Below are 25,277 nucleotides of genomic sequence, written 5' to 3' on the forward strand. Positions count from 1 at the left end.
CTGAAGCCCTCCCGCGATGTCCTCCCCCGTCCCCCGCTACACCCGCCTGTCCGGCCTGGAACCACTGGTCATCACCCCGGAGCTGCTGTTCGTCAACATCGGCGAGCGCACCAACGTCACCGGCAGCGCCCGGTTCCGCAAGCTGATCCGCGAGCAGCGCTACGCCGAGGCGGTGGAGGTGGCGCGCCAGCAGGTGGAGAACGGCGCGCAGATCCTCGACGTGAACATGGACGAGGGCCTGATCGATTCCGAGCAGGCCATGGTCCGCTTCCTCAACCTGATCGCGGCCGAGCCGGACATCGCCCGCATCCCGATCATGGTCGACTCCTCGAAGTGGAGCGTGATCGAGGCCGGCCTGAAGTGCCTCCAGGGCAAGGGCGTGGTCAACTCGATCTCGCTCAAGGAGGGCAAGGAGGTCTTCGTCGAGCAGGCACGCAAGGTGCTGCGCTACGGCGCCGCGGTCGTGGTGATGGCCTTCGACGAGCAGGGCCAGGCCGATACCTGCGCGCGCAAGGTGGAGATCTGCACGCGCGCCTACCGCATCCTGGTGGACGAGGTCGGGTTCCCGCCCGAGGACATCATCTTCGACCCCAACGTCTTCGCCATCGCCACCGGCATCGAGGAGCACGACAACTACGCGGTGGACTTCATCGAAGCCACCCGCATCATCAAGGCCACCCTGCCGCACTGCCACGTCTCCGGCGGCGTCTCCAACGTCTCCTTCGCCTTCCGCGGCAACGAGACGGTGCGCCAGGCCATCCACAGCGTGTTCCTGTACCACGCCATCCGCGCCGGCATGGACATGGGCATCGTCAACGCCGGCGCCCTGCCCATCTACGACGAGCTGGACCCGGAGCTGCGCGAGCGCGTGGAGGACGTGGTGCTCAACCGCCGCCGCGACGCCACCGAGCGACTGCTGGAGATCGCCGAGCGCTACAGGGGCAGGAAGGGCGAAAAGAAGGCCGAGGACCTGGCCTGGCGGCAGAAGCCGGTGGCCGAGCGCCTGGCCCATGCCCTGGTCCACGGCATCGACCAGTACGTGGAGGCCGACACCGAGGAGGCGCGCCTGCAGGCCGCGCGCCCGCTGGACGTGATCGAGGGCCCGCTGATGGCCGGCATGAACCAGGTCGGCGACCTGTTCGGCGCCGGCAAGATGTTCCTGCCGCAGGTAGTCAAGTCGGCGCGGGTGATGAAGAAGGCGGTGGCCTGCCTGCTGCCGCACATCGAGGCCGAGAAGCAGCGCTCGGGCGACACCGGCCGATCCAACGGCCGCATCGTCATGGCCACGGTCAAGGGCGACGTGCACGACATCGGCAAGAACATCGTCGGCGTGGTCCTGGCCTGCAACAACTTCGAGGTCGTGGACCTGGGCGTGATGGTGCCGGCGCAGAAGATCCTCGACACCGCCCGCGAGGTGGGCGCGGACCTGATCGGCCTGTCCGGCCTGATCACGCCCTCGCTGGAGGAGATGGGCCACGTGGCGCGCGAGCTGGAGCGCCAGGGCTTCGACATCCCGCTGATGATCGGCGGTGCCACCACCTCGCGCGCGCACACCGCGCTGAAGATCGATCCGCACTACCACGCCCCCACCGTGTGGGTGAAGGACGCCTCGCGCGCGGTCAGCGTGGCCCAGTCGCTGATCTCGCCCGAGCTGCGCGCGGCCTTCGTCGCCGCCAACGAGGCCGACTACGCCGAGATCCGCCGCCGCCACCAGCAGCGCGGCGACACCCGCCGCCTGGTGCCGCTGGAGCAGGCGCGAGCGCAGCGCTTCGACGGCGGCTGGGACGGCTACGCGCCGCCGGCCCCGCACCGGCCCGGTCTGCACGTGTTCGACGACTACCCGCTGGCCGAGCTGGTGGAGTTCATCGACTGGACCCCGTTCTTCGGCGCCTGGGAACTGTCCGGGCGCTTCCCGGCCATCCTCGACGACCCGGTGGTGGGGGAGCAGGCCCGCGCCCTGTACCGCGACGCGCGCGCCATGCTCGAGCGCATCGTCGCGGAGAAGTGGCTGGCGGCCAGGGCGGTGTTCGGCCTGTGGCCGGCCCAGGCCCGCGGCGACGACGTGGTGGTGCGGCATCCGGACGGCCCGGCCACCCTGCACTTCCTGCGCCAGCAGGTGGACAAGCCGGCCGACCGCCCGGACTTCTGCCTGGCCGATTTCATCGCCCCGGAGCACACCGGCCTGCAGGACTGGATCGGCGCCTTCGCGGTGACCGCCGGCATCGGCATCGAGGAACATGTGGCCCGCTTCGAGGCCGCCCACGACGACTACAACGCGATCCTGCTCAAGGCTCTGGCCGACCGCCTGGCCGAGGCCCTGGCCGAGCGCCTGCACCAGCGCGTGCGCACCGAGTTCTGGGGCTACGCGGCGGACGAGGCGCTGGACAACGAGGCCCTGATCGCCGAGCGGTACCGCGGCATCCGCCCGGCCCCCGGCTACCCGGCCTGCCCGGACCACAGCGAGAAGGCCACCCTGTTCCGCCTGCTCGACGCCACCGCCAACGCCGGCATCGGCCTGACCGAGAGCTTCGCCATGCTGCCCGCCGCGGCGGTGTCGGGCTACTACTTCAGCCACCCGCGCAGCCAGTACTTCGTGGTCGGCCGCATCGGCCGCGACCAGGTGGCCGACTACGCGCGGCGCAAGGGCGTGCCGGTGGCCCAGGTCGAGCGCTGGCTGGCCACCCACCTGGACTACGACCCGGAATAGGCGGCGTCCGGGCCTCCGCACCCGGCGGAGCCGGCCCCGTACAATAGGCCGGTTTTTCCCACACAGGGTCCGCCATGCAAGCGAACAACGTCCGTGCCGTCGTCACCGGCGGCGTCTCCGGCCTCGGCCTGGCCGTGGCCCGCCACCTGGTCGCCGAAGGCGGCCGCGTCGCCCTGCTCGACGTCAACGACGACAAGGGCGCGGCCGCCGTCGCCGAGCTGGGCCAGGACAACGCCCGCTACTTCCGCACCGACGTCACCGACGAGGCCGGCGTGGCCGCCACCCTGGAGGCGGCGCGCGGCTTCCTCGGCGGGCTCAACGGCGCGGTCAACTGCGCCGGCATCCTCGGCGCCGGCCGGGTGCTGGGCAAGGAAGGCCCGATGCCGCTGGAAGCCTTCACCCGCACGGTGATGGTCAACCTGGTCGGCAGCTTCAACGTGGCCAAGGCCGCCGCCGCGCTGATGCAGCACAACGAGCCGGGCGAGGACGGCGAGCGCGGCGTGATCGTCAACACCGCCTCGGTGGCCGCCTACGAGGGCCAGATCGGCCAGGCCGCCTACTCCGCCTCCAAGGGCGGCGTGGTCGGCATGACCCTGCCGATGGCCCGCGAGCTGGCCCGCTTCGGCATCCGCGTCATGACCATCGCCCCGGGCGTGTTCTGGACGCCGATGGTGGACGGCATGCCCGAGTCCGTCCAGCAGTCGCTGGCCGCCTCCATCCCCTTCCCCTCGCGCCTGGGCCAGCCGGAGGAATTCGCCGAGACCGTCGCCTTCATCCTGCGCAACCGCTACCTCAACGGCGGCACCATCCGCCTGGACGGCGCCACCCGCCTGGCGCCGAAGTAACCCTCCCGCTTCCTCCGGCAGAACCCCGCATGAAAGCCAGCGAAATCAAGAAGGGCAACGTCGTCGAGTACAACAACGGCGTCTACCAGATCCGCGACATCGAGCGCAGCTCGCCGCAGGGCCGCGGCGGCAACGTCCGCTACCGCTTCGCCATGTACAGCGTCCCCGGCGGCAACAAGCTGGACGTCACCTTCGACGCCGACGACGAGCTGACCGAGGTCGAGCTGCTGCGCCGCCAGGCCACCTTCTCGTACAAGGACGGCGACGCCTTCGTGTTCCTCGACGACGAGGACTACACCCCGTACACGCTGGACGCCGATGCGGTGGGCGAATCGGCCGGCTACATCACCGACGGCCTGGCCGGCTGCTACGTGCAGATCATCGACGAGCAGCCGGTGGCGGTGCAGCTGCCGCAGCACGTCGTCCTGGAGGTGGTCGACACCCCGCCGGAGCTGAAGGGCGGCACCGCGACCAAGCGCCCCAAGCCCGCGCGCCTGAGCACCGGCATCGAGATCATGGTGCCGGAGTACATCAGCAACGGCGAGCGCATCCTGGTCAACACCACCACCGGCGAGTTCGGCGGCCGCGCCGACTGAGCCGCGCCTGCGGATGGCACCACGACGGGCGGCCCCTGGCCGCCCGTTTCCGTTTCCGGCGCCCGGACGCGGCCAGGGAGGCCACCGCCCCCCTGCGGGCGATCACGGACGGGGCTGGCGGGCCAGGGCGCGCAGGCGTCGACCGGCCAGCTCCAGGTTGGCTTCGGTGGCGGCCAGCGCGGCCTGGCGGGCCGGGGGCAACAGCGCGCGGGCCCGGGCCTGCAGGCGCCTGCCCTGCTCGCCGCGCAGCGCCGCGTCGGCGGCCACGCGCGCGGCCAGGGTGGCGCGCTCGTCCTCCTGCGGCAGGCCGTAGCCGGGCTGGCCCTCCAGCCAGGCCGCCGGCCGGGCGAAGCGGCCACCCAGTTCGAGGAAGCGCCGCAGTGCCTCGTGCGTGCCGGCTGCCACCGGCAGGCGCTCCGGCCGCAGCAGCAGGCGCTTGAGCGCGTCGCGCGCCAGCGCCTCCTCGCGGCGCAGGGCGGCGGCCTCCAGCAGCAGCAGCGCCGCGGCCGGGCGCAGGCCGGCGCGTTCCAGCGCCGGGCGCCGTGCCTGCGGCGGCAGTTCCAGCCAGCCCTGCACGTCCGCCGGCGCCAGGTCCAGGGCCTGGCGGGCCACCTCGTACATGGCCTGGTAGTGGGCGCTGGCCGGCTCGAAGTAGTAGCCCAGCCGCACCTGCGAAGCCGGGTCGGCCGGCACCGCGGCCTCGTCGGTGGCACCGGCGCGGCGCAGGCGGCGCAGCAGGCCGGTGGGCGTGATGCTGGACAGCGGCAGCGCCGCCAGCCGCGGCACCGCGTCGTGCAGCAGGCGCCAGGTCTCCACCGCGCAGTTGTTGGCCAGGAAATAGTAGCGGCCGTCGTAGCTCCAGTGCAGCTGCGCGGCGCGCGCCAGCAGCGCGGCGACCTCCCCGCGCTCCAGCGCCAGCGGCACGGAGCGCAGGCCGCGCAGCTCCACCTTCGTGTACTCGTCCACCACCTGCCCCAGCGGCAGGGCGAACAGGCGCGCCGGGTAGGCGCCGGTCAGGCCGCGCCAGCTGGAGATCTGCACGTCGTCCACGAAGGCGCGGAAGGACAGCACCAGGTGATGCTGCAGGTCCAGGCGGCAGTCCGGACCGCGCGGGCGCCCGGGGGCGCACACCACCAGGCGCAGCATGCTGTGGCCCCAGCGGCTCATCGGCCGGGCATTGCCCTCGGCCAGCAGGTAGTCCACCGCGTACACGCGCTCCGGGTCCAGCAGGCGCAGCGGTTCGGCCGCGTCCGCCGCGTCCTGCACGAACGGCAGTTCCGGCGCGCACGCGGTGGCGGCCGCGGGCCGCCGGAACCAGGCGTCGAAGTGCGCGCGCAGCGCCGGCCGGCGGCAGCCATATTCCGGATCCAGCAGGTAGTGCTCGAGGTTGACCGCGACGAACTCGCGCGGCGAATGCAGCTCGTAGGGATCGGGGCTGCGGTCGGCCATGAAGTTGCGCGCCCGCCGGCCGGGGCGCAGCGCCGCCACCTGCCAGCCGGCCAGGTCGAGCAGGCGCGGGTCGCGCGACAGCCCGCCGTCGGCGCCGCGGTCGTAGACGTGGGCCAGCTCGTGCAGCAGCGCCGCCAGCGCGGCGCGCACGGCCGGGTGCCCGGGGCCGGCGCCGGGCGGGCGTGCCATCCAGGCGCGCAGCAGGCGCCGGTCCAGGGCGATGCGGCCACCACGGGCGCGCCCGTGCACGCCCGGCGGCAGGTCGTCGCGCCAGCGCACGTGCAGCGGATCGGGCAGTGCCCGCGCCCAGCGCGACGGCAGCCGCGCCAGGCCGGCCTGGAGCAGTTCCGTCGCGGCCTGGTGCTCGTCCGGCGCCAGCCCGCCCTCCATGCGCACGGCCGGCGCGGCAAGCGCCGGCGCGCAGGCCAGGCACAGCGCCGCCAGGACGGTGCGGGCGCGCCTCATCGCACGCTGCTTATCGGCCGGCGAGGATGGCGCGGGCCCGGGTCATGTCGTCGGCCTGGCGCAGCGCCGGCTCGCGCTCGCGCAGCACCCGCAGCGCCGCCTCCAGGCGGGCGCTGCGCAGCCGGCCGTCACTGGCCACGAAGCCGGCCGCGTCCTCGCGCGCCTCGTGCACCAGCTTGTCGTCGCCGGAGGTGCTGCCGGAGGAAGCCGAGGTGCCGGCGGAGCTGGCACCGGCGGTGGTGCCGGCGAAGCTGGAGGCGAAGGCGGGCGCGGCGCACAGCAGCGCCAGGGCGGCAACGGACGGCAAACGGTTCATGCAGCGCGGTTCCGGTCGAACGGGGACGAGCGGCAAGCCTAACCGCGCCGGCGCGCGATGCCCATAACCCCGGAGCGGCCGTTCAGGCGTCCAGCAGCTTGCCCGGATTCAGGATGCCGTTGGGGTCGAACACGCGCCGGATCCCGCGCATCAGCGCGATCTCCTCGGGCGACCGGATGCTGCCCAGGTACGGCTTCTTGACCAGGCCGATGCCATGCTCGGCAGAAATGCTGCCGCCGTGCTCCTGCAGCGCCTGCGCCAGCAGCCGGGTCACCTGCTCGCAGTGGGCCACGAACTCGGCGCCGTCCACGTCCGCGGGCTTGAGCACGTTGATGTGCAGGTTGCCGTCGCCGATGTGGCCGAACCAGACCACTTCGTACTGCGGATAGGCCTGGCCGAGCAGGGCCTGGGCGCGGGCCAGGAAGGCCGGCATGGCCGAGATCCGCACCGAGACGTCGTTCTTGTACGGGGTGTAGCGGGCGATGGATTCGGTGATGCCCTCGCGCAGGCGCCACAGCTGCGCCGCCTGCGCCCCGCTCTGGCTGATCACCCCGTCCACGATCCAGCCCTGCTCCATGCAGTGCTCGAACGCGGCCATGGCCGCCGCCTCGGTCGCCTCGTCGCCGCCGGCGAACTCGGTCACCACGTAGTACGGATAGGTCCCGGCGAACGGCGCCTGCCCGCCGTGGGCCAGCACGTGGCGCAGGGCCACGTCGGTGAAGAACTCGAAGGCCTCGAGGCGCAGGCGCGCGCGGAACTCGGCGAAGACCTGCATCAGCACCTCGAACGAGGGCAGCGCCAGCAGCATCACGCTGCCCTGGGGCACCGGGTCGGTGAGCTTCAGGGTGGCCTCGACCACGATGCCCAGGGTGCCCTCCGAGCCGATGAACAGGTGGCGCAGGTCGTAGCCGGAGGAGTTCTTGACCAGCCCGCGGTTGAGCTCCAGCACCTCGCCGGCACCGGTGACCACCTTCAGCCCGGCCACCCATTCGCGGGTGTTGCCGTAGCGGATCACGCGGATGCCGCCGGCGTTGGTGGCGATGTTGCCGCCGATGGTGCAGGAGCCGCGCGCGGCGAAGTCCACCGGGTACTGCAGGCCGTGCCCGCGCGCCGCCTCCTGCACTGCCTCCAGGGGGGTGCCGGCCTGCACGGTCAGGGTGCGGTCCACCGGATCGAAGTCCAGCACCCGGTTCATCCGCTCCAGGCTCAGCACCAGCTCGCCGTGGGCGGCCACCGCGCCGCCGGACAGGCCGGTGCGGCCGCCGGAGGGCACGATCGCGACCTTGTGGCGGTTGGCCCCGCGCCCCACCGCCTGCACCTCCTCCACCGTCCCCGGCAGGGCGACGGCCAGGGGCGCGGGCGTCCAGCGCCGGGTCCAGTCGCGGCCGTAGTGCTCCAGGTCGGCCGGCCCGGTCTTCAGGCGCAGGCCCGGCGCCGCGTCCAGCAGCTCGGCGAGGCGGGGATCGATCATGGTGGGTGCGTGGCGGTGTGGGGAGCCCGCAAGCGTGCCAGCGGCCGGCGGCAGCGTCCAGGCGCCCGGTGGGTGTGGTTTCGGCGGCAACTTTCCCTGGCGGCGGAGGGCGGTGTTCCGCCATGACGCACTGCGCAAAACCGGGGCCGCTTCTGGCATAGTGGGGAACGCCCGCCCCACCGTCCGGAAGCATCGGCAATGTCGCCCAAGAAGACCTCCTTCCCCAAGCAGGACATCCGGGTATTGCTGCTGGAGGGCGTCAGCCAGTCCGCGGTGGACACCTTCCGCGCCGCCGGCTACACCCAGATCGAATACCACGACAAGTCGCTGCCGGAGGACGAGCTGAAGGCGCGCATCGCCGAGGCCCACATCATCGGCATCCGCTCGCGCACCCAGCTGACCGCCGAGGTGCTGGCCGGCGCCCGGCGGCTGATCGCCATCGGCTGCTTCTGCATCGGCACCAACCAGGTGGACCTGGAGGCGGCCGAGCTGGCCGGCATCCCGGTGTTCAACGCGCCCTATTCCAACACCCGCTCGGTGGCCGAGCTGGTGGTGGCCGAGGCGGTGATGCTGATGCGCGGCATCCCGCAGAAGAACGCGCAGTGCCACCGCGGCGGCTGGTCCAAGACCGCCGCCGGCAGCCACGAGGTGCGCGGCAAGACCCTGGGCATCATCGGCTACGGCCACATCGGCNCCCAGGTCGGCGTGCTGGCCGAGGGCCTGGGCATGAACGTGATCTTCCACGACATCGAGACCAAGCTCTCGCTGGGCAACGCGCGCGCGGCCGCCAGTCTGGAGGACCTGCTGGCGCGCTCGGACGTGGTCACCCTGCACGTGCCGGAGACGCCGGCCACGAAGAACATGATCGGTGCGGCGCAGATCGCCGCGATGAAGCCCGGCGCGCACCTGATCAACGCCTCGCGCGGCACCGTGGTGGACATCGACGCGCTGGCCGCGGCGCTGGAGTCCGGCCACCTGGGCGGCGCGGCGGTGGACGTGTTCCCGGTCGAGCCCAAGGGCAACAACGAGCCCTTCGTCTCGCCGCTGACCCGCTTCGACAACGTGATCCTGACCCCGCACATCGGCGGCAGCACGCTGGAGGCGCAGGACAACATCGGCGTGGAGGTGGCGGCCAAGCTGGTGCGCTACAGCGACAACGGCTCGACCCTGTCGGCGGTCAATTTCCCCGAGGTCACCCTGCCCGAGCACAAGGGCAGCACCCGCCTGCTGCACATCCACCGCAACGTGCCGGGCGTGCTGTCGCAGGTCAACGCGATCTTCGGCCGCCACGCGGTCAACATCGACGGCCAGTTCCTGCGCACCGACCCCAAGGTCGGCTACGTGGTCATCGACGTGGCCACCGGCGAGATGCAGGCCGCCGCGCTGCGCGAGCAGCTGGCCGCCATCCCCGGCACGCTGCGTACCCGCGTGCTGTACTGAGGCCGGCGCCGGCTACGCTCACCCGCCGCCGGCCAGCCGCGCCAGCCACTTGCCGGCCATGCGCCGCAGCGGGGCGTCCAGCGCCGGGTCGGCGGCCACCTCCGCCACCGGCCGCCAGGCCAGGTCCAGCGATTCGGCGCTGACGGTGTAGCGCTCGCAGCCGGTGGCGCGGACAACGTAGCGCACGTCGTAGTGCCAGTGCCCGGGCACGCCGCCGCGCTCCGGGATCCAGTGCCGGTCCAGGTCGAACGGCTCAGGCTCCACCCGCAGGCCGGACAGGCCCGATTCCTCCTCCGCCTCGCGCAGCGCCACCCGCGCCAGGTCGCGGTCGCCGTCGGCGTGGCCGCCCAGCTGCAGCCAGCGGCCGAGCTTGCGGTGGTGGGTCAGCAGTACGCGCGCGCCGGCGCCGTCCACCAGCCAGCACGAGGCGGTGAAGTGCCCGGCCAGGCGCTCGCGGCGGAAGGGCTCGCGGGGATCGTCCAGCAGCGCCAGGAACAGCCGCGCGGTTTCCTCCTCCCGCGGCCAGCGCGCGGCGTAGCGCGCGAATGCTTGCCGCAGTGCGGCATGGACGGATGCGTGGTCTGGCGGCATTTGCCGGCTTTTCCTGCGTGGGACGTGGCGGCCGGCATTATGCGGCCACGGGCACCCGATGGCGCTTGCCGGTGATTTCCCGCGTGGGTTAATGTGGCCCGCCGCACGGCCATTACGCCTGATCCGTCGCCCAGCGGCGCCGGCCACCCACAGGGGAATCGGATGTTCAAAGACCTGTTCGTTACCAAGCCGGTGCAGCCTGCCGGCCATGTCGATGCCGGTGAGCCGGTCGAAGGCTCGCTCCAGGGGGAAGGGAATCTCAAGCGCGTACTGACCGCCCGGCACCTGGTGCTGCTGGGCATCGGCGCCATCATCGGCGCCGGCATTTTCGTCATGCCGGGCCAGGCCGCGGCCAACCACGCCGGCCCGGCCATCATGCTCAGCTTCGTCCTGGCCGGCGTGGCCTGCGCCTTCGCCGGCCTGTGCTACGCCGAGTTCGCCTCGATGATCCCGGTCTCGGGCAGCGCCTACAGCTACACCTACGCCACCCTCGGCGAGGCGGTGGCCTGGTTCGTGGGCTGGAGCCTGGTGCTGGAGTACCTGTTCGCGGCCTCGGCGGTGGCGGTGGGCTGGTCGGCCTACACCATCAGCCTGATGGAGTCGGTGGCCGTCATGTTCGGCAGCGACTGGAAGTTCCCCGCGCTGCTGGCCTCCGCCCCGGTCACCTATGCCAACGGCAAGTTCGCCGCCACCGGCGCGCTGTTCAACCTGCCGGCGGTGCTGATCGTCGCCGGCGTGGGCTACCTCTGCTACATCGGCATCCGCCAGTCGGCCACCGCCAACGCGGTCATCGTGGCGGTCAAGGTGGCGGTGATCCTGGCCCTGATCGGCTTCGGCGCCGCCTACGTCAACCCGGAGAACTGGGTGCCCTTCATCCCCGAGCACGAGGGCGGCGACCGCTTCGGCTGGCCGGGCGTGCTGCGCGCGGCCTCGATCGTGTTCTTCGCCTACATCGGCTTCGACGCGGTCTCCACCGCCGCGCAGGAGGCCAAGAACCCGCAGCGCGACATGCCCATCGGCATCCTCGGCTCGCTGGTGGTGTGCACCCTGCTGTACGTGGTCGTGGCCGCGGTGTTGACCGGCATGCTGCCGTACACCGAGCTGGGCACCGCCAAGCCGGTGGTCACCGCGCTGGAGCGTTACCCGGCGCTGGGCTGGCTCAAGTTCGCCATCGAGATCGGTGCGGTGGCCGGCCTGACCTCGGTGATCCTGGTCATGCTGATGGGCCAGCCGCGTATCTTCTACGCCATGGCCCGCGACGGCCTGATGCCGCGCTTCTTCGGCGCCGTGCACCCGCGCCACCACACCCCGCACAAGGCCACCGTGGTGGTGGCGGTGGTCGCGGCGGTGCTGGCCGCGTTCTTCCCGCTGGGCGTGCTCGGCGACCTGGTGTCCATGGGCACCCTGCTGGCCTTCGCCACGGTGTGCGTGGGCGTGCTGATCCTGCGCCGCACCCGCCCGGACCTGCAGCGCTCGTTCCGCGTGCCGTTCGCGCCGGTGGTCTGCGTCCTGGGCGCCCTGTCCTGCCTGTCGCTGGTCGGTTTCATGGGCTGGTACAACTGGCTGCTGCTGGCGTGCTGGACCTTCGCCGGGTTCCTCATCTACTTCGGCTACGGTTACCGGCACAGCAAGCTGCGGCAGCACTGAGGCAGCCGCCCGGAAGGGCCGACGATCCACTCGCCGGCCCTTCCCGTTTCCGCTTCCAGAAAACCCGCACGCCCCGGCCGTCCTGGGCGCCAGGACCAATACCCATGCTCAAGCGACTGTTCGCGACCAAGCACCCGCATGCCGCGCACTCCGACGCGCAGAGCCTGAACCTGACCCGTGCCCTGGGCCCGTGGGGCCTGACCGCGCTGGGCATCGGCGCGGTGATCGGCGGCGGCATCTTCGTCATCACCGGCCAGGCCGCGGCCGACCACGCCGGCCCGGCGATCATGCTCTCGTTCGTACTGGCGGCCATCTGCTGCGGCTTCTGCGCCATGGCCTACGCCGAGTTCGCGTCCATGGTGCCGGTCTCCGGCAGCGCCTACACTTACACTTACGCCACCCTCGGCGAGCTGGCGGCCTGGTTCATCGGCTGGATGCTGGTGCTGGAGTACGGCGTCTCCGCCTCGGCGGTGGCGGTCAGCTGGACCGGCTACTTCCTCAGCCTGCTGCAGCACTTCGACATCTACCTGCCCAAGGCGCTGACCTCGGCGCCGCTGGACGCGCAGCTGCGCCCCACCGGTTCGATCATGAACGTGCCGGCGGCGGCCATCGTCCTGCTGCTGACCTGGGTGTGCTACATCGGCATCCGCAAGTCCTCGGCCATGAACATGGCCATGGTCGTGCTCAAGACCGGCCTGATCGTGCTGGTGATCATCGCCGGCTGGAAGTACGTGGACCCGGCCAACTGGGAGCCGTTCATCCCGGCCAACGAGGGCCCGGGCAAGTACGGCTGGGACGGCGTGCTGCGCGGCGCGGCGATGGTGTTCTTCGCCTACATCGGCTTCGAGGCGGTGTCGGTGGCGGCGCAGGAATCCAAGCGCCCGCAGCGCGACATGCCCATCGGCATGCTGCTGTCGCTGGTGGTGTGCACCGTGCTGTACATCGGCATGGCCGCGGTGATGACCGGCCTGGTGCCCTACACCCGCCTGGGCACCGACGAGCCGGTGGTGACCGCGGTGGCCGCGCACCCGGAGCTGGGCTGGCTGCGCGTGGTGGTGGAGATCGGCGCGCTGGTCGGCCTGTCCTCGGTGGTGCTGGTGATGATCATCGGCCAGCCGCGCATCTTCATGATCATGGCCCGCGACGGCCTGTTGCCGCCGGTGTTCACCCGCATCCACCCCGAGTACCGCACCCCGCACATCAACACCGTGATCACCGGCATCGGCATCGCCCTGCTGGCGGCGCTGTTCCCGCTGGACATCCTCGGCGAGCTGACCTCGATGGGCACGCTGATCGCCTTCGCCTCGGTGTGCGTGGGCGTGCTGATCCTGCGCCGTACCCAGCCGGACCTCCCGCGTCCGTTCCGCATCCGCGGCGCCTGGTTCGTGTGCTCGGCCGGCGTGCTCAGCTGCCTGGCGCTGCTGTCGGCGATGACCGCGCACAACTGGATGCTGATGCTGCTGTGGACCGCGGCCGGCTTCGTCATCTACTTCCTGTACGGCTACCGGCACAGCCGCCTGCGCAACGGCTGACCGCTCCCGTCCGGACCGTGCCCGCCCCGCGCGCCGCCGGCGCGCGGGGCGGCATCCGTTCCGCCTCCGGTAAACTGGCGCCATGAACCAAGCCCTCCCCTACGACCCGCAGCGCCTGGCCGAGTGCGCCGGGCAGATCATCGCCAACGTGCGCGAGCTGGCCGCGCGCGGCTGGACCCCGGCCACCAGCTCCAACTTCTCCATGCGCATGGACCCGGCCCATGCGGCCATCACCGTCTCCGGCCGCGACAAGGGCCGCCTGGGCGAGGGCGACATCATGGTGGTGGACCTGGACGGCCGCGCCGTCGGCAGCGACCACCGCCCCTCGGCCGAGACCCTGCTGCACACCCGCCTGTACCGCCGTTTCCCCGAGGTGGGCTGCGTGCTGCACACCCATTCGCTGGTGCAGACCGTGGCCTCGCGCCTGTTCGCCGGCGCCGGCCGCGTGCGCCTGGTCGGCTACGAGCTGCTCAAGGCCTTCCCCGGCAACAGCACCCACGAAGCCGAGATCGAGGTGCCGGTGTTCCCCAACAGCCAGGACATGACGGTGCTGGCCGCGCAGGTGGACGCCGAGCTGGACCGCCGGCCGCTGTGGGGCTACCTGATCGACGGCCACGGCCTGTACGCCTGGGGCCGCGACATGGCCGAGGCGCGCCGCCACCTGGAGGCGTTCGAGTTCCTGCTGGCCTGCGAGCTGGAGCTGCGCCGGCTCGGTGCCCGCGCCTGAACGGTGCCCCCGCCCCCGTTGACCGCGGGGGGCCGCCGGCCTGCTACGCTAGGCGGTCCCGCGGCACCTGCAGGCCCGCGCAGGAGACCCCCCACGATGAGCCGTCTGCGCATCTTCCACGAGAACGATCCCACCACTCCGCTGCTGGCCACCACCGACGGCCAGGCCATCGCCGAGGAGCTGTCGCGCATCGGCGTGACCTTCGAGCGCTGGGAAGCCAGCCGCCCGGTCGCCCCCGGCGCCACCCCCGAGGAGGTGATGGCGGCCTACCGCGCCGACATCGACCGCCTGGTGGCCGAGCGCGGCTTCCGCACCGTGGACGTGATCAGCATCGCCCCGGACAACCCGCAGCGCGAGGCGCTGCGCGCCAAGTTCCTGGACGAACACTTCCACAAGGAGGACGAGGTCCGCTTCTTCGTCGCCGGCTCGGGCCTGTTCACCCTGCACGTGGACGACAAGGTCTACGAGGTCGAGTGCGTCAAGGGCGACCTGATCGGCGTCCCCGACGGCACCCGCCACTGGTTCGACATGGGGCCGGAGCCGAACTTCGTGGCCATCCGCTTCTTCACCGAGCCGGACGGCTGGGTCGGCCATTTCACCGGGACCGACATCGCCAGCCGGTTCCCCCGCTACGAGCCGGGCGCGGCGGCCTGACGCCGCGCCTTCCCGCCCGCACGGGCGCCCAGCAAGGGCCGACATGATCCGAGCCATCGTCACCGACATCGAAGGCACCACCAGCAGCATCTCCTTCGTCCGCGAAGTCCTGTTCCCGTACGCGCGCCGCGCCCTGCCCGGCTTCGTGGCCGCGCGCGGCCACGAACCGGAGGTGCGGCACTGGCTGGACGCGGTGGCCACCGAGGCCGGCGGCATCTGCCAGGACGAGGTGATCGTGGAGACCCTGCAGGGCTGGATCGACCAGGACCGCAAGCACACCGCGCTGAAGGCGCTGCAGGGCATGATCTGGGAAGCCGGCTACCGCAACGGCGACTTCACCGCGCCGGTGTACCCGGACGCCGAGCAGACCCTGCGCCGCTGGCACGCGCTGGAGCTGCCGCTGTACGTGTACTCCTCCGGCTCGGTGCCGGCGCAGAAGCTGTTCTTCGGCCACACCGACGCCGGCGACCTGACCGGGCTGTTCTCCGGCTGGTTCGACACCCGGACCGGCGGCAAGCGCGAGAGCGACAGCTACTTGCGCATCGCCGAGGCCATCGGCCAGCCGCCCAAGGCCATCCTGTTCCTGTCCGACGTGGTCGAGGAACTGGACGCGGCGCGGGCCGCCGGCCTGCACACGGTGCTGGTGGACCGGCCGCAGGACTACCCGGAGCCGCGCCATGGCGACGCCGCGCACGGCCATACCCGGGTCACCAGCTTCATCGAGATCGACCTGCCGCTGTAGCCATGCGTACGGCGCGCCGGGCCACCGCCAGCGGCGTGCTGGCGATCCTGCTGTGGTCGTCGCTGGCCCTGCTGACCGTCGCCACCGCCGGCCTGCCGCCGTTCCAGGTGCTGGCCACCGCCTTCGCCGTGGCCGCGGCCAGCGGCCTGCTGCAGGCCGCCTGGCGCGGCCGCGCCGGCCTGGCCGGGCTGCACGCGCCGCCGGCGGCGCTGGCACTGTCCACCGCCGGCCTGTTCGGCTACCACGCGCTGTACTTCATGGCGCTCAAGCGCGCCCCGGCGGTGGAGGCCAACCTGCTCAACTACCTGTGGCCGCTGCTGATCGTGGTCTTCGCCGGCCTGCTGCCCGGCGCGCGCGGGCGCCCGGCGCAATGGCTGGGCGCCCTGCTGGGCCTGGCCGCGGCGGTGATGGTGCTGGCGGGCGGGCGCCGCCTGCACGCCGAGGCCGCACACCTGACCGGCTCCCGGGCGGCGCTCGGCGCGGCGGTGGCGTGGGCCGGCTACTCGGTGCTCAACCGCCGCCATGCGCAGGTGCCCGCCGGCGCGATCGTGCCGGCCTGCGCGCTGGTGGCGCTGCTGGGCGCGCTGGCCCCCCTGCTGTTCGAGGACAGCGTGGCGCCGACACCGGCGCAGTGGCTGTGGCTGCTGCTGATGGGCCTGGGCCCGGTGGGCATCGCCTTCCGCCTGTGGGACACCGGCACCAAGCACGGCGACCTCGCCCTGCTGGGAATCCTGTCCTACCTGGCGCCCGTGCTGTCCACCGCGCTGCTGGTGCTGTCCGGGCGGGTGCAGGCGCACCCGCTGCAGGCCGTGGCTCTGGTCCTGCTGCTGGCCGGGGCCTGGCTGGGGGCGCGGCCTCAGTCGGCCGCCACCTCCACCAGCCGGTAGGTGGTGGACGCGGCGGCCTGCCCCACCCAACGCCCGCGCGCCCGCACCTCCACGTGGTGCTCGCCCGGCGCCAGGTCGGTGGCCAGCACGCCGCGCCACAGGTGCATGGACGGCCGCGCCTCCGGCGAGCGGTCGTAGCCGCGCGGGGTCTCGGCCAGGTCGTCGGCCACGTTCTCCAGCACCAGGCGCGGGTCCGGTCTCTCCACCCGGCGCATCGGCCGCCACGGGCCGCCGTCGATGCGGTACTCCACCTCGGTGCCGTCATCGCCCATGAACACGTTGGCGTACACGCCGTAGGACGGGTACGCCCCGCGGCGCAGCGCGCGCGGCGCGTGCAGGGCCATGGCCCGGGTGAAGGCCGGATCGTCCTGCGGCACGCGCGCCGGGTGCCATTCCAGCGCGTAGCTGCCGTCGGCCGCCACGCGCAGCAGGGCGTGGCCGTTGGGCGTGCCGTCGGCCATGGTCGTGTCCGGGATGCCCTCCGCGTCCGGCGCGCCGGACCAGAACGCGCCGCACACCGCGCCGACGTTGTACTCGTGCAGCGGCGCGGCACCGTGCCAGCCCTCGGCCGGGCCGTGGTAGTAGTGGCGCTGGGTGTGGTTGTGGCCGCTGAGCACCAGCACCCTGGGGAAGCGCGCCAGCAGCGTGAACAGGCGCTCGCGGTCGGCGTGCCGGAAGGTCTCGCGCCCGTCCTCGTCGAACAGCGGGATGTGGAAGCCCAGCACCACCAGCCGCTCCGGAGGCAGTGTGGCCAGGTAGGCCTCGAGGAAGGCGAACTGGTCCTCGCGCAGGCCGCCTATGTAGGAAGGCCGCTGGCCCGGCAGGTGGACCACGTCGTCCATGAACACGAAGCTGGCCCCGCCCTCCTCCAGCGCATAGGTGTCCGGGCCGTAGGCATTGCGCCAGCTCAAACCCGCGTCCTCGTCGCGCGTGGCGTCCTGGTCCACGTCGTGGTTGCCGGGCACGGGGAACCACGGCACGCCCAGCCTGCCGGTCACCGCGTCCAGGGCGCCGTACAGGGACATGTCGTCGTTGACCAGGTCGCCGAGGGTGGTGCCGAACGTGGCGGCATGGCGGCCGGCCAGCGGCAGGACCACGTCGCGCAGGTAGTAGTCCACCTCGCGCAGGTTCTTGACCTGGGTGTCGGAGAAGACCAGCACCTCGAAGCCGTGCGCCGGGGTGGCCGGCGCCCGTTCCAGGGCGAAGTCCCAGTGCTCCGGCACGGTCGGGGCGATGCCGCCGTAGCGCAGCGGCGGCGAGCCTTCGGGGAAGTAGTGCTTCCAGAAGTCCGGCAGGCCGTTGGCGCGCGCCGGGAAGCGGTACCCCTCCGGCTTGACCACGAACACGGTCTGGCCCTGCGCCACCACCAGGCGGTAGCGGCCCTGCGCGTCGGTGCGCACCAGCTCGCGGCCGTTGGAGACGAGCACGCCGGCCACGCCCGGCTCGTCCGGGCCGCGCCCGGGCCTGCCGTCGGTTTCCAGATAGACCACGCCCTCGGCGATGGTGGCGGTCGCGGCCGGGGCCGCGCCCGGCCAGGCGAGCAGGGCGGCGAGGATCAGGGCGGAACGGGCACGCATGCGGACCTCCGGACGGGTGCGGCGATTGTACGCGCCGCTCCTCCAGTCCGGCCCGTGCCTTCAGCCGCGGTGACGCTGGGCCAGCACTTCCACCACGTCGGGCAAAGACAGCCCGCGCGCGTGCAGCAGCACGGTCAGGTGGTAGACCAGGTCGGCGGCCTCGCCCAGCAGCTGGGCGTCGTTCTGCGCCACGCCGGCCAGCGCGGTCTCCACGCCCTCCTCGCCCACCTTCTGGGCGATGCGGCGCACGCCGGCCTCGAACAGGCGGGTGGTGTAGCTGCCCTCCGGCCGTTCGCGCGCGCGTCCGGCCACCAGCGCGTCCAGTTCGGCGAGGAAGCCGACGCCGCCGGCGGCCAGCTCCGCCGGCAGGGGCGGCCGTTCCGCCGCCGGCGCGCGCGGGAAGCAGCTGGGGCGCTGCAGGTGGCAGGTGGGCCCGCGCGGGCGCGCCAGCACCAGCAGTGTGTCGGCATCGCAATCGGTCTGCACGTCCAGCAGCTCCAGCACGTGGCCGGAGGTCTCGCCCTTGGTCCACAGCACCTGGCGGCTGCGGCTGTAGAAGGTGACCAGGCCGGTGTCGAGGGTGACCCGCAGCGCCTCCTCGTCCATGTAGCCGAGCATCAGCACGCGCAGGCTGTCGGCGTCCTGCACGATCGCCGGGAGCAGGCCGTCGCCCTTGCCCCAGTCCAGGCTCTCGGGCAGGACCGGGCCGGGCCGGCGGCCCGGAGCCGGGGTGTTACCGGTCATCGCGCACCTCGATGTTGCGTCCGCGCAGGAAGCGCTTGAGTTCGGGAATGGCCACCACGCCGCCGTGGAACACGCTGGCGGCCAGCGCGCCGTCCACGTCGGCCTGCTCGAACACCTCGGCGAAGTGCTCCATGCTTCCGGCCCCGCCGGAGGCCACCAGCGGCACCTGGCAGAGCGCGCGCGCCTGCCTGAGCTGCGTGATGTCGTAGCCGCGGCGCACGCCGTCGCTGTCCATGCAGTTGAGCACGATCTCGCCGGCGCCCAGGCGCTGCACCTGCACCAGCCAGTCCAGGGTGCGCAGGCCCGGTGCGCGCATGCGCGCCGGATCACCGGTGTACTGGCGCACCCGCCACTGGCCGTCGGCCTCCCGCACCGAGTCCACGCCCACCACCACGCACTGCACGCCGAAGGCCGCGGCCAGCTCGGAGATCAGCTCCGGCCGCTCCAGCGCCGGCGTGTTGACCGAGATCTTGTCGGCGCCGGCGTGCAGCACCGCTCGCGCGGTCTCCACGCTGCGGATGCCGCCGGCCACGCAGAACGGGATGTCGATCAGCCGCGCCACCCGCTCCACCCAGGCATAGTCCACCGAGCGGCCTTCCGGGCTGGCACCGATGTCGTAGAACACCAGCTCGTCGGCGCCCTCGTCGCGGTAGCGCAGGGCCAGCTCGACGATATCGCCCATGTCCACGTGGTCGCGGAAGCGCACGCCCTTGACCACGCGCCCGTCCTTCACGTCCAGGCAGGGAATGATGCGCCGGCTCAGCATCGCAGCGCCTCCGCCAGGGTGAAGCGTCCTTCCAGCAGCGCCCGGCCCAGCACGATGCCGGCGCAGCCGCTGGCCGCGGCCCGGCGCACGTCCTCCAGGCCGCTGACGCCGCCGGAGGCCTGCACCTGCAGGCCCGGCGCGACCGTGTGCAGGTGCGCGTAGAGCCCGAAGTTGGGGCCGGAGAGCATGCCGTCGCGGGCGATGTCGGTGCACAGCAGGTGGCGCAGGCCGGCCGCGGCGTAGCGGCCGGCCAGCGCGTCCAGCGTCTGCCCCGAATCCTCGGTCCAGCCGTGCACCGGCAGCCGCCAGCTGTCGTCCTCCGCCTGGCGGGTGTCCAGCGCCACCACGATGCGCTCGGCACCGAACTCTCCGATCCAGTCCATGACCGCCTCCGGCTGCCGCACCGACAGGGAGCCGACCACCACCCGCGCCGCACCGGCCTCGAGGATGCGCCGCACGTCCTCGCGCGAGCGCACACCGCCGCCGGTCTGCACCTGCAGGCCGGCATCGGCGACCTGCCGCAGCAGCGGCGCCAGGGTGTAGCCTCCCGCGCGGGCCGCGTCCAGGTCCACCAGGTGCAGCCAGCGCGCGCCCTGCCCGGCGTAGGCGCGGGCCAGGGCCAGCGGATCGTCGCCGTAGCGGGTTTCGCGCGCGTAGTCGCCCTGGGCCAGGCGCACCACCCGGCCGCCGCGCACGTCGATGGCCGGGTACAAGGTCAATCCGCTCATGCCAGTCCGTATTCGATGAAGTTTCGCAGCAGCCGCGCGCCGACCCGGGCCGAGCGTTCGGGATGGAACTGCGCGCCGGCCACGTTGCCGCGCTGGACCACGGCGGCGAAGCGGCGCCCGTGGGTGGTGCTGGCCAGGCACGCTTCGCCCACCGGCGCGGCGTAGCCGTGCACGAAGTAGGCGTGGTCGCCGCTTTCGATGCCCTCCAGCAACGGCGCGTCGCGGTTCTTCTCCAGGGTGTTCCAGCCCATGTGCGGCACGCGCACGCCCGGGCCCGGCCGCAGGCGGGTGACGCGCCCGGGCAGCAGGCCCAGGCAGTCCACGTCCTCCTCCTCCGAGTGTTCGAACAGCAGCTGCATGCCCAGGCACACGCCCAGCAGCGGGCGCTGCAGGGTGCGCAGCACCTCCACCAGGCCGTACCGGCGCAGCCGGCGCATGCCCTCGGCGGCCGCGCCCACGCCGGGCAGGATCACCCTGTCGGCGGCACGGATGCGCTCCGGATCGGCGGTCAGCTCCGCGTCCACGCCCAGGCGCTGCAGGGCGTAGCGCACCGAGCCGATGTTGGAGCCGCCACCGTCGACCAGCACCACCCGCATCACAGTGCCCCCTTGGTGGACGGCAGTTCCGCGCCCTCGCGCCGCACCGCCTGGCGCAGGGCGCGGGCCAGGCCCTTGAAGCAGGCCTCGATCTTGTGGTGGTCGTTCTCGCCCTCGACCCGGATGTGCAGGGTCAGCGCCGCCGCGTCGGCCAGCGAGCGGAAGAAGTGCGGCACCAGCTCGGTGGGCATGTCGCCCACCCGCTCGCGGCGGAAGCTTCCCTCGAACACCAGGTACGGGCGGCCGGAGAAGTCCAGCGCCACCTGCGCCAGGGTCTCGTCCATCGGCAGCACGAAGCCGTAGCGGCCGATGCCGCGCTTGTCGCCCAGTGCCTCGCGCAGGCCCTGGCCCAGGGCCAGGGCGGTGTCCTCGATGGTGTGGTGCTCGTCGATGTGCAGGTCGCCGTCGGCCTGGATTCCCGGGGAGAAACCGCCGTGCTTGCCGATCTGCTCGAGCATGTGGTCGAAGAACGGCAGGCCGGTGTGGACTTTCGGCTCGGCGGCCAGGTCCAGGTCCACGGCCACCCGGATCTGCGTTTCCTTCGTGTCGCGCTGGACCACGGCGCGGCGCGGCGCGTCGACCAGCTCGTGGGCGATGCCGGCCCAGTCCCACTCGCCGCCGAACCGCGGCGTGCGCAGCTGGAAGCAGCGGATGCCCAGATTGGCGGCGAACTCCACGTCGGTGGGCCGGTCGCCCACCATGGCCGAGCGCTTCCAGTCGATGGAGCGGTCCTGCAGGTACGGCAGCACCAGGCCGATGCCCGGCTTGCGCGTGGTCCGGTTCTCGTGTGGCCAGCTGGTGTCGATCAGCACGTCGCGGAAGGTGATGCCCTGGCTTTCGAACACCTGCATCATCAGGTCGTGCGGGCCGTCGAAGGCGGACCGCGGGAAGGCCCCGCTGCCCAGCCCGTCCTGGTTGGAGACCATGACGAACTGCCAGCCGGCGTCGCGCAGCTTCAGCAGCGCCGGGACCACGCCGCGCACGAAGCGCAGCTTCTCGTAGGCGTCGATCTGGAAGTCGTCCGGCTCCTCGATCAGGGTGCCGTCGCGATCGACGAACAGGATGGCGGTGCTCATGCGGCCTTCTCCGCGGCCCGGAGCGTGTCCAGGACGCGCTGGTTCTGTTCGGGGGTGCCGATGCTGATGCGCAGGGCGTCGCCCAGGCCGGGCGCGGCGCGCTGGTCGCGCACCACCACGCCGGCGGCAAGCAGCCGGTCGAACGCCGCCTGGGCGTCGGCGAAGCGCACCAGCAGGTAGTTGCCCTGCGAGGGATAGACCCTGCGCACGCCCGGCAGCGCGGCCAGGGCCTGCCGCAGGCGTTCGCGTTCCCCGCGCACCCGGGCCACGCGCGCGGCGGTGCGTTGCAGCGCCTCCGGCGCCAGTGCGGCCAGGGCCAGGGCGGCGCACGGCGCCGGCACCGGATACGGGGCCTGGCAGGCACGCAGCACGCGGACGAGCGTGGGCGCGGCGACCAGCGCGCCGATCCGCGCCGCGGCCAGGGCGTGGGCCTTGGACAGGGTGCGCAGCACGGCGATGTTCGGGTGCGCGTCCATCAGGGTGGTGGCCGAAGGCTGGTCGGCGAACTCGCCATAGGCCTCGTCCACCACCACCAGCGCCCTGCCCCGCAGGCGCCGCGCGAGCCCGGCGATCCCCTCCAGCGGCACCACGCCGCCGGTGGGATTGGAGGGCGAACACAGGAACACGATGCGGGCGTTGCCGCGCTCGGCCACCGTGGCCACCGCCTCCAGGTCGGTGCGGAAGCCCGCACCGTCCTCGACCAGCGGCACCTCCAGCAGCGGCGCGTTCTGCAGGCGCGCGCTGACCGCGTACATGCCGAACACCGGCGGGGTGACCAGCACCGCGTCGCGGCGCGGCTCGCACAGCGCGCGTACCAGCAGGTCGATGGCCTCGTCGCTGCCGCGGCCGATCAGCACGCGCGCCGCGTCCACGCCGTACAGGCGGGCGAGCGCCTCGCGCAGCGCGGCCGGCTGCGGGTCCGGGTAGCGGCGGCTGCCGCCTTCGGCGTCGGCCGGGTTCGGCCAGGGGCTTTCGTTGGCGTTGAGCCAGATCTCGCCGCGCAGGTCGGCGCTGCGCGCCGAGGAATAGCCGCCGAAGCCGCGCAGGTCCTCGCGCACCAGCGCCAGCAGCGCGGCCTCGCCGTCCGTCGCCGGCAGCGCGCTCATGCCCCGGCCCTCCGCAGGCGCAGGGCCACGGCGTTGGCGTGCGCGTTCAGGCGCTCGGCGCGGGCCAGGGTCACCGCGCACGGGCCGATGGCGGCGATGCCCTCGCGGCTGGCGGCCTGCACGCTGACGAAGTTCTGGAAGCTGGCCACGCTCACCCCGCTCCAGGCGCGCGCGGCGCCGCTGGTGGGCAGGACGTGGTTGGTGCCGCTGCAGTAGTCGCCGAGCGCCTCCGGCGTCCAGTCGCCGAGGAACACCGAACCGGCGGCCTCGACCCGGTCCAGCCAGGCGCGCGGCTCGCGCAGGGCCAGGATCAGGTGCTCGGGTGCGTAGGCGTTGCTGATGGCGAAGGCCTGCTCCAGCGATTCCACGAGCACCAGGCGCGAGGCCGACAGCGCGCGGGCGGCGATGTCCGCGCGCGGCAGCGCGGAAAGCTGTGCCTCCAACTCGGCCTCCACCCGGTCCAGCAGCACGGCGCTGTCGGTCAGCAGCAGCACCTGCGAATCCGGGCCGTGCTCGGCCTGCGAGAGCAGGTCGGCGGCGACGAAGGCCGGATCGGCGCCTGCATCGGCGATTACCAGCACCTCGGACGGGCCGGCCGGCATGTCGATGGCGGCGGCCCCGCTCTGCGCCACCTGGCGCTTGGCCTCGTCCACGTAGCTGTTGCCGGGGCCGAAGATCTTGTCCACCTTGGGCACGCTGGCCGTGCCGAAGGCCAGCGCGGCGATGGCCTGGGCGCCACCGAGCTTGAACACCCGTCCCACGCCGGCCAGGCGCGCGGCCACCAGCACCGCCGGATCGGCCGTGCCGTCGGCGCGCGGCGGCGTGCACAGCACCACCTCGCGGCAACCGGCCAGGCGCGCCGGCACGCACAGCATCAGCGCGGTGGACGGCAGCGGCGCGCTGCCGGCCGGCACGTACAGGCCCACCCGCGGCACCGGCCGGACGATGCGCTCGCAAACCACGCCCGGCGCGGTCTCCACGGCGTAGTCCCGGCCCATGCCGGCACGGTGGAAGGCCTCGATGCGCGCGGCCGCCTCGGCCATGGCCCGGCGCAGCTCCGCGCCCACCGCCGCCTCGGCGGCGGCGAACTCGGCCGTGTCCACCTCGAAGCGCTCCAGCTCCACCCGGTCGAAGCGCGCGGTCAGCTCGCGCAGCGCCTCGTCACCGCGCGCGCGCACCGTCTCCAGCACGCCGGCCACGGCCTGGCGGGTGGTCTCGGCCACCACCTGCACCGGCCGGGTGAGCGCGCGCCGGCGCGCGGGTTCGTCCAGCGCGGTCCATTCCAGACGGTTCCACGGCCGCCCGCCCGCCTGCACCCGCACGCTCATGACAGCGTCCTCTCCACGGCCAGCACCATCAGCCCGCGCGCGCCGGCGCGCTCCAGTTCCTCCAGGCGCTGCCAGGACACCGCCGCGCTTTCGCACATGGTCTGCAGCGCCACCTCGCCGTTCTCCGCCGGCAGCTCGATGAGCGGGCCGGCATCGCGCAGCAGCCGCTGCAGTGCCGGCAGCGATTCGCGCGGGGCGTTGAACATCAGCAGCTTGCGGTCCTTGAGCTGGAGCACGCCGTCCATCCGCCGCAGCAGCATCTGCGCCAGCCCGGCGCGGGCATCGTCGAAGCCCTGTGCCGGCCCGGCCAGCACCGCCTCGCTCTCCAGCAGCGTCTCCACCGGCTTGAGCTGGTTGGCGCGCAGGGTCGCGCCGCTGGAGACCAGGTCGCAGATCAGGTCGGCGGTGCCCAGGCGCGGGGCGATCTCGACCGAACCGGACAGCTCCACCACCTGCGCCTGGATGCCCTGCCGCTCCAGCCAGGCGGCCAGGATCGCCGGGTAGCTGGTGGCGATGCGCAGGCCCTGCAGCTGCCGGGGCCCCTGCCAGTCCCAGTCCTCGGGCACGGCCAGCATCAGCCGGCACTGGCCGAAGCCGAGGCCGCGCAGCTCGCGGTAGGCGGGGGCCAGGCCGATACGCGCGCGCCCGGCCGCCTGCTCGTCCAGCTCGTTGCGGCCGACGATGCCCAGATCGCACACGCCGTCGGCGATCAGGCCGGGGATGTCGTCGTCGCGGACCAGCAGCAGGTCCACCGGCAGGGATTCGCCGTAGCAGAACAGCCTGTCGCGGCTCTCGCGCCAGCTCAGGCCGCAGGCGGCCAGCAGCGAACGCGCGGGCTCGGCCAGGCGGCCGCTCTTCTGGATGGCGATCCGCAACCGGTCGCGGGAAGCCGATCCGAGGGGGGGAGTCATCGTGTGTTTCTCGCGCTGGGACGGGCGCACCGGCCGATGGCCAGCGCATAACCGCCGGCGCCGCGCTCCAGCGTGCGCGCGACCCGGCCGATGGTGGTGACGCTGACCCCGGTCAGCTCGTAGATCTCGCGATACGGCACGCCCCGCAGCAGCAGCGGCACCACCGCCCAGCGGTCGACCATGGCCTCCAGCTCGGCCGGAGTGCACAGGTCGCGCAGGAACGCCACCACCTCGCCGGCGTCCTGCAGGCTGGCGATGGCCTCGGCCAAGGCCTGCAGGGATTCGTCGGAGGGGCGCGCGGCGGCGGGAATGGGACGGGGCTTCATGCGCGTACCAATGTATTAACGCGCTAATACATTACGCCGCGACGCAGCAT

At 72.8% G+C, this 25,277-nt stretch carries 24 protein-coding genes; 10 read left to right on the plus strand and 14 right to left on the minus strand.

From position 1 onward, the window contains the following. Positions 1-16: 16 nt before the first annotated feature. The 3 genes from metH (at position 17) to yeiP (ending at position 4,148) form a co-directional block, all read left to right on the plus strand. A complete protein-coding gene (gene metH / locus CR938_RS06860) occupies positions 17-2,707 on the plus strand; it encodes a methionine synthase (RefSeq protein WP_162124291.1) in 2,691 nt (896 codons plus the stop codon). Between the two features lie 74 nt (positions 2,708-2,781). Then, entirely contained in the window at positions 2,782-3,552 is a 771-nt protein-coding gene (locus CR938_RS06865; RefSeq protein ID WP_162124292.1) for an SDR family NAD(P)-dependent oxidoreductase, read from the plus strand. 29 nt (positions 3,553-3,581) lie between these two features. Further along, complete coding sequence (gene yeiP, locus CR938_RS06870; RefSeq protein ID WP_162124293.1) at positions 3,582-4,148, plus strand: elongation factor P-like protein YeiP; 567 nt, start codon at positions 3,582-3,584, stop codon at positions 4,146-4,148. A gap of 102 nt (positions 4,149-4,250) precedes the next feature. Here yeiP and CR938_RS06875 read toward each other — a convergent pair whose 3' ends face one another. The 3 genes from CR938_RS06875 to CR938_RS06885 all read right to left on the minus strand — a co-directional run bounded on the left by CR938_RS06875 (position 4,251) and on the right by CR938_RS06885 (position 7,849). After that, entirely contained in the window at positions 4,251-6,062 is a 1,812-nt protein-coding gene (locus CR938_RS06875) for a DUF7844 domain-containing protein (RefSeq protein ID WP_162124294.1), read from the minus strand. A gap of 10 nt (positions 6,063-6,072) precedes the next feature. Further along, entirely contained in the window at positions 6,073-6,378 is a 306-nt protein-coding gene (locus CR938_RS06880; protein ID WP_162124295.1) for a DUF2388 domain-containing protein, read from the minus strand. Positions 6,379-6,460: 82 nt separating this feature from the next. Continuing rightward, a complete protein-coding gene (locus CR938_RS06885) occupies positions 6,461-7,849 on the minus strand; it encodes an FAD-binding oxidoreductase (protein WP_162124296.1) in 1,389 nt (462 codons plus the stop codon). A gap of 198 nt (positions 7,850-8,047) precedes the next feature. Between CR938_RS06885 and serA the strand changes: the two genes are divergently transcribed. After that, the gene (serA, locus tag CR938_RS06890) at positions 8,048-9,289 is read left to right on the plus strand and encodes a phosphoglycerate dehydrogenase (RefSeq protein WP_162124297.1); all 1,242 of its coding nucleotides are present in this window, start codon (positions 8,048-8,050) and stop codon (positions 9,287-9,289) included. Positions 9,290-9,307: 18 nt separating this feature from the next. Here the strand turns inward: serA and CR938_RS06895 are convergent, their stop codons facing one another. Continuing rightward, a complete protein-coding gene (locus CR938_RS06895; RefSeq protein ID WP_162124298.1) occupies positions 9,308-9,880 on the minus strand; it encodes an NUDIX hydrolase in 573 nt (190 codons plus the stop codon). Positions 9,881-10,042: 162 nt separating this feature from the next. Between CR938_RS06895 and CR938_RS06900 the strand changes: the two genes are divergently transcribed. The 6 genes from CR938_RS06900 (at position 10,043) to CR938_RS06925 (ending at position 16,069) form a co-directional block, all read left to right on the plus strand. Further along, positions 10,043-11,527 carry an amino acid permease gene (locus CR938_RS06900; RefSeq protein WP_162124299.1) on the plus strand — a complete coding sequence of 495 codons (1,485 nt, stop codon included), beginning with the start codon at positions 10,043-10,045 and terminating at the stop codon, positions 11,525-11,527. 104 nt (positions 11,528-11,631) lie between these two features. Continuing rightward, the gene (locus tag CR938_RS06905; RefSeq protein ID WP_162124300.1) at positions 11,632-13,059 is read left to right on the plus strand and encodes an amino acid permease; all 1,428 of its coding nucleotides are present in this window, start codon (positions 11,632-11,634) and stop codon (positions 13,057-13,059) included. An 82-nt stretch (positions 13,060-13,141) separates the two neighbouring features. Next, complete coding sequence (locus tag CR938_RS06910; protein ID WP_162124301.1) at positions 13,142-13,786, plus strand: methylthioribulose 1-phosphate dehydratase; 645 nt, start codon at positions 13,142-13,144, stop codon at positions 13,784-13,786. Between the two features lie 96 nt (positions 13,787-13,882). After that, positions 13,883-14,440, plus strand: a complete 558-nt coding sequence (locus CR938_RS06915) for a 1,2-dihydroxy-3-keto-5-methylthiopentene dioxygenase (RefSeq protein ID WP_162124302.1) — start codon at positions 13,883-13,885, stop codon at positions 14,438-14,440. Between the two features lie 43 nt (positions 14,441-14,483). Beyond that, the gene (gene mtnC / locus CR938_RS06920; RefSeq protein WP_162124303.1) at positions 14,484-15,182 is read left to right on the plus strand and encodes an acireductone synthase; all 699 of its coding nucleotides are present in this window, start codon (positions 14,484-14,486) and stop codon (positions 15,180-15,182) included. A gap of 2 nt (positions 15,183-15,184) precedes the next feature. Next, entirely contained in the window at positions 15,185-16,069 is an 885-nt protein-coding gene (locus CR938_RS06925) for an EamA family transporter (protein WP_162124304.1), read from the plus strand. Here the strand turns inward: CR938_RS06925 and CR938_RS06930 are convergent. The 10 genes from CR938_RS06930 to CR938_RS06975 are packed head-to-tail and all read right to left on the minus strand — an operon-like array spanning position 16,039 to position 25,227. After that, a complete protein-coding gene (locus tag CR938_RS06930; protein WP_162124305.1) occupies positions 16,039-17,646 on the minus strand; it encodes a calcineurin-like phosphoesterase C-terminal domain-containing protein in 1,608 nt (535 codons plus the stop codon). The genes CR938_RS06925 and CR938_RS06930 overlap by 31 nt on opposite strands. 60 nt (positions 17,647-17,706) lie before the next feature. Continuing rightward, entirely contained in the window at positions 17,707-18,390 is a 684-nt protein-coding gene (gene hisIE, locus CR938_RS06935; RefSeq protein ID WP_162124306.1) for a bifunctional phosphoribosyl-AMP cyclohydrolase/phosphoribosyl-ATP diphosphatase HisIE, read from the minus strand. Beyond that, positions 18,380-19,156: an imidazole glycerol phosphate synthase subunit HisF gene (gene hisF / locus CR938_RS06940; protein ID WP_162124307.1), complete on the minus strand. Its 777-nt coding sequence runs from the start codon at positions 19,154-19,156 to the stop codon at positions 18,380-18,382. The genes hisIE and hisF overlap by 11 nt, the downstream gene beginning before the upstream one ends. Next, the gene (gene hisA, locus CR938_RS06945) at positions 19,150-19,884 is read right to left on the minus strand and encodes a 1-(5-phosphoribosyl)-5-[(5-phosphoribosylamino)methylideneamino]imidazole-4-carboxamide isomerase (protein ID WP_162124308.1); all 735 of its coding nucleotides are present in this window, start codon (positions 19,882-19,884) and stop codon (positions 19,150-19,152) included. Before hisA ends, hisF begins: the two co-directional genes overlap by 7 nt. Continuing rightward, complete coding sequence (gene hisH, locus CR938_RS06950; protein ID WP_162124309.1) at positions 19,881-20,480, minus strand: imidazole glycerol phosphate synthase subunit HisH; 600 nt, start codon at positions 20,478-20,480, stop codon at positions 19,881-19,883. Before hisH ends, hisA begins: the two co-directional genes overlap by 4 nt. Further along, positions 20,480-21,556, minus strand: coding sequence for a bifunctional histidinol-phosphatase/imidazoleglycerol-phosphate dehydratase HisB (gene hisB, locus CR938_RS06955; RefSeq protein WP_162124310.1), 1,077 nt, complete (start codon positions 21,554-21,556; stop codon positions 20,480-20,482). Before hisB ends, hisH begins: the two co-directional genes overlap by 1 nt. Further along, the gene (gene hisC, locus CR938_RS06960; RefSeq protein ID WP_162124311.1) at positions 21,553-22,662 is read right to left on the minus strand and encodes a histidinol-phosphate transaminase; all 1,110 of its coding nucleotides are present in this window, start codon (positions 22,660-22,662) and stop codon (positions 21,553-21,555) included. The genes hisB and hisC overlap by 4 nt, the downstream gene beginning before the upstream one ends. Further along, positions 22,659-23,990 (minus strand): histidinol dehydrogenase, encoded by a 1,332-nt coding sequence (gene hisD / locus CR938_RS06965; protein WP_162124312.1) that lies wholly within the window; start codon positions 23,988-23,990, stop codon positions 22,659-22,661. Before hisD ends, hisC begins: the two co-directional genes overlap by 4 nt. Then, on the minus strand, positions 23,987-24,901 hold the full coding sequence (gene hisG / locus CR938_RS06970) for an ATP phosphoribosyltransferase (protein ID WP_162124313.1): 915 nt from the start codon (positions 24,899-24,901) through the stop codon (positions 23,987-23,989). The genes hisD and hisG overlap by 4 nt, the downstream gene beginning before the upstream one ends. After that, positions 24,898-25,227, minus strand: coding sequence for a YerC/YecD family TrpR-related protein (locus CR938_RS06975; protein ID WP_162124314.1), 330 nt, complete (start codon positions 25,225-25,227; stop codon positions 24,898-24,900). The genes hisG and CR938_RS06975 overlap by 4 nt, the downstream gene beginning before the upstream one ends. Positions 25,228-25,277 lie beyond the last annotated feature (50 nt).

Origin of the sequence: Pseudoxanthomonas taiwanensis (genome assembly GCF_010093135.1) — a bacterium.
Lineage (GTDB): Bacteria > Pseudomonadota > Gammaproteobacteria > Xanthomonadales > Xanthomonadaceae > Pseudoxanthomonas > Pseudoxanthomonas taiwanensis.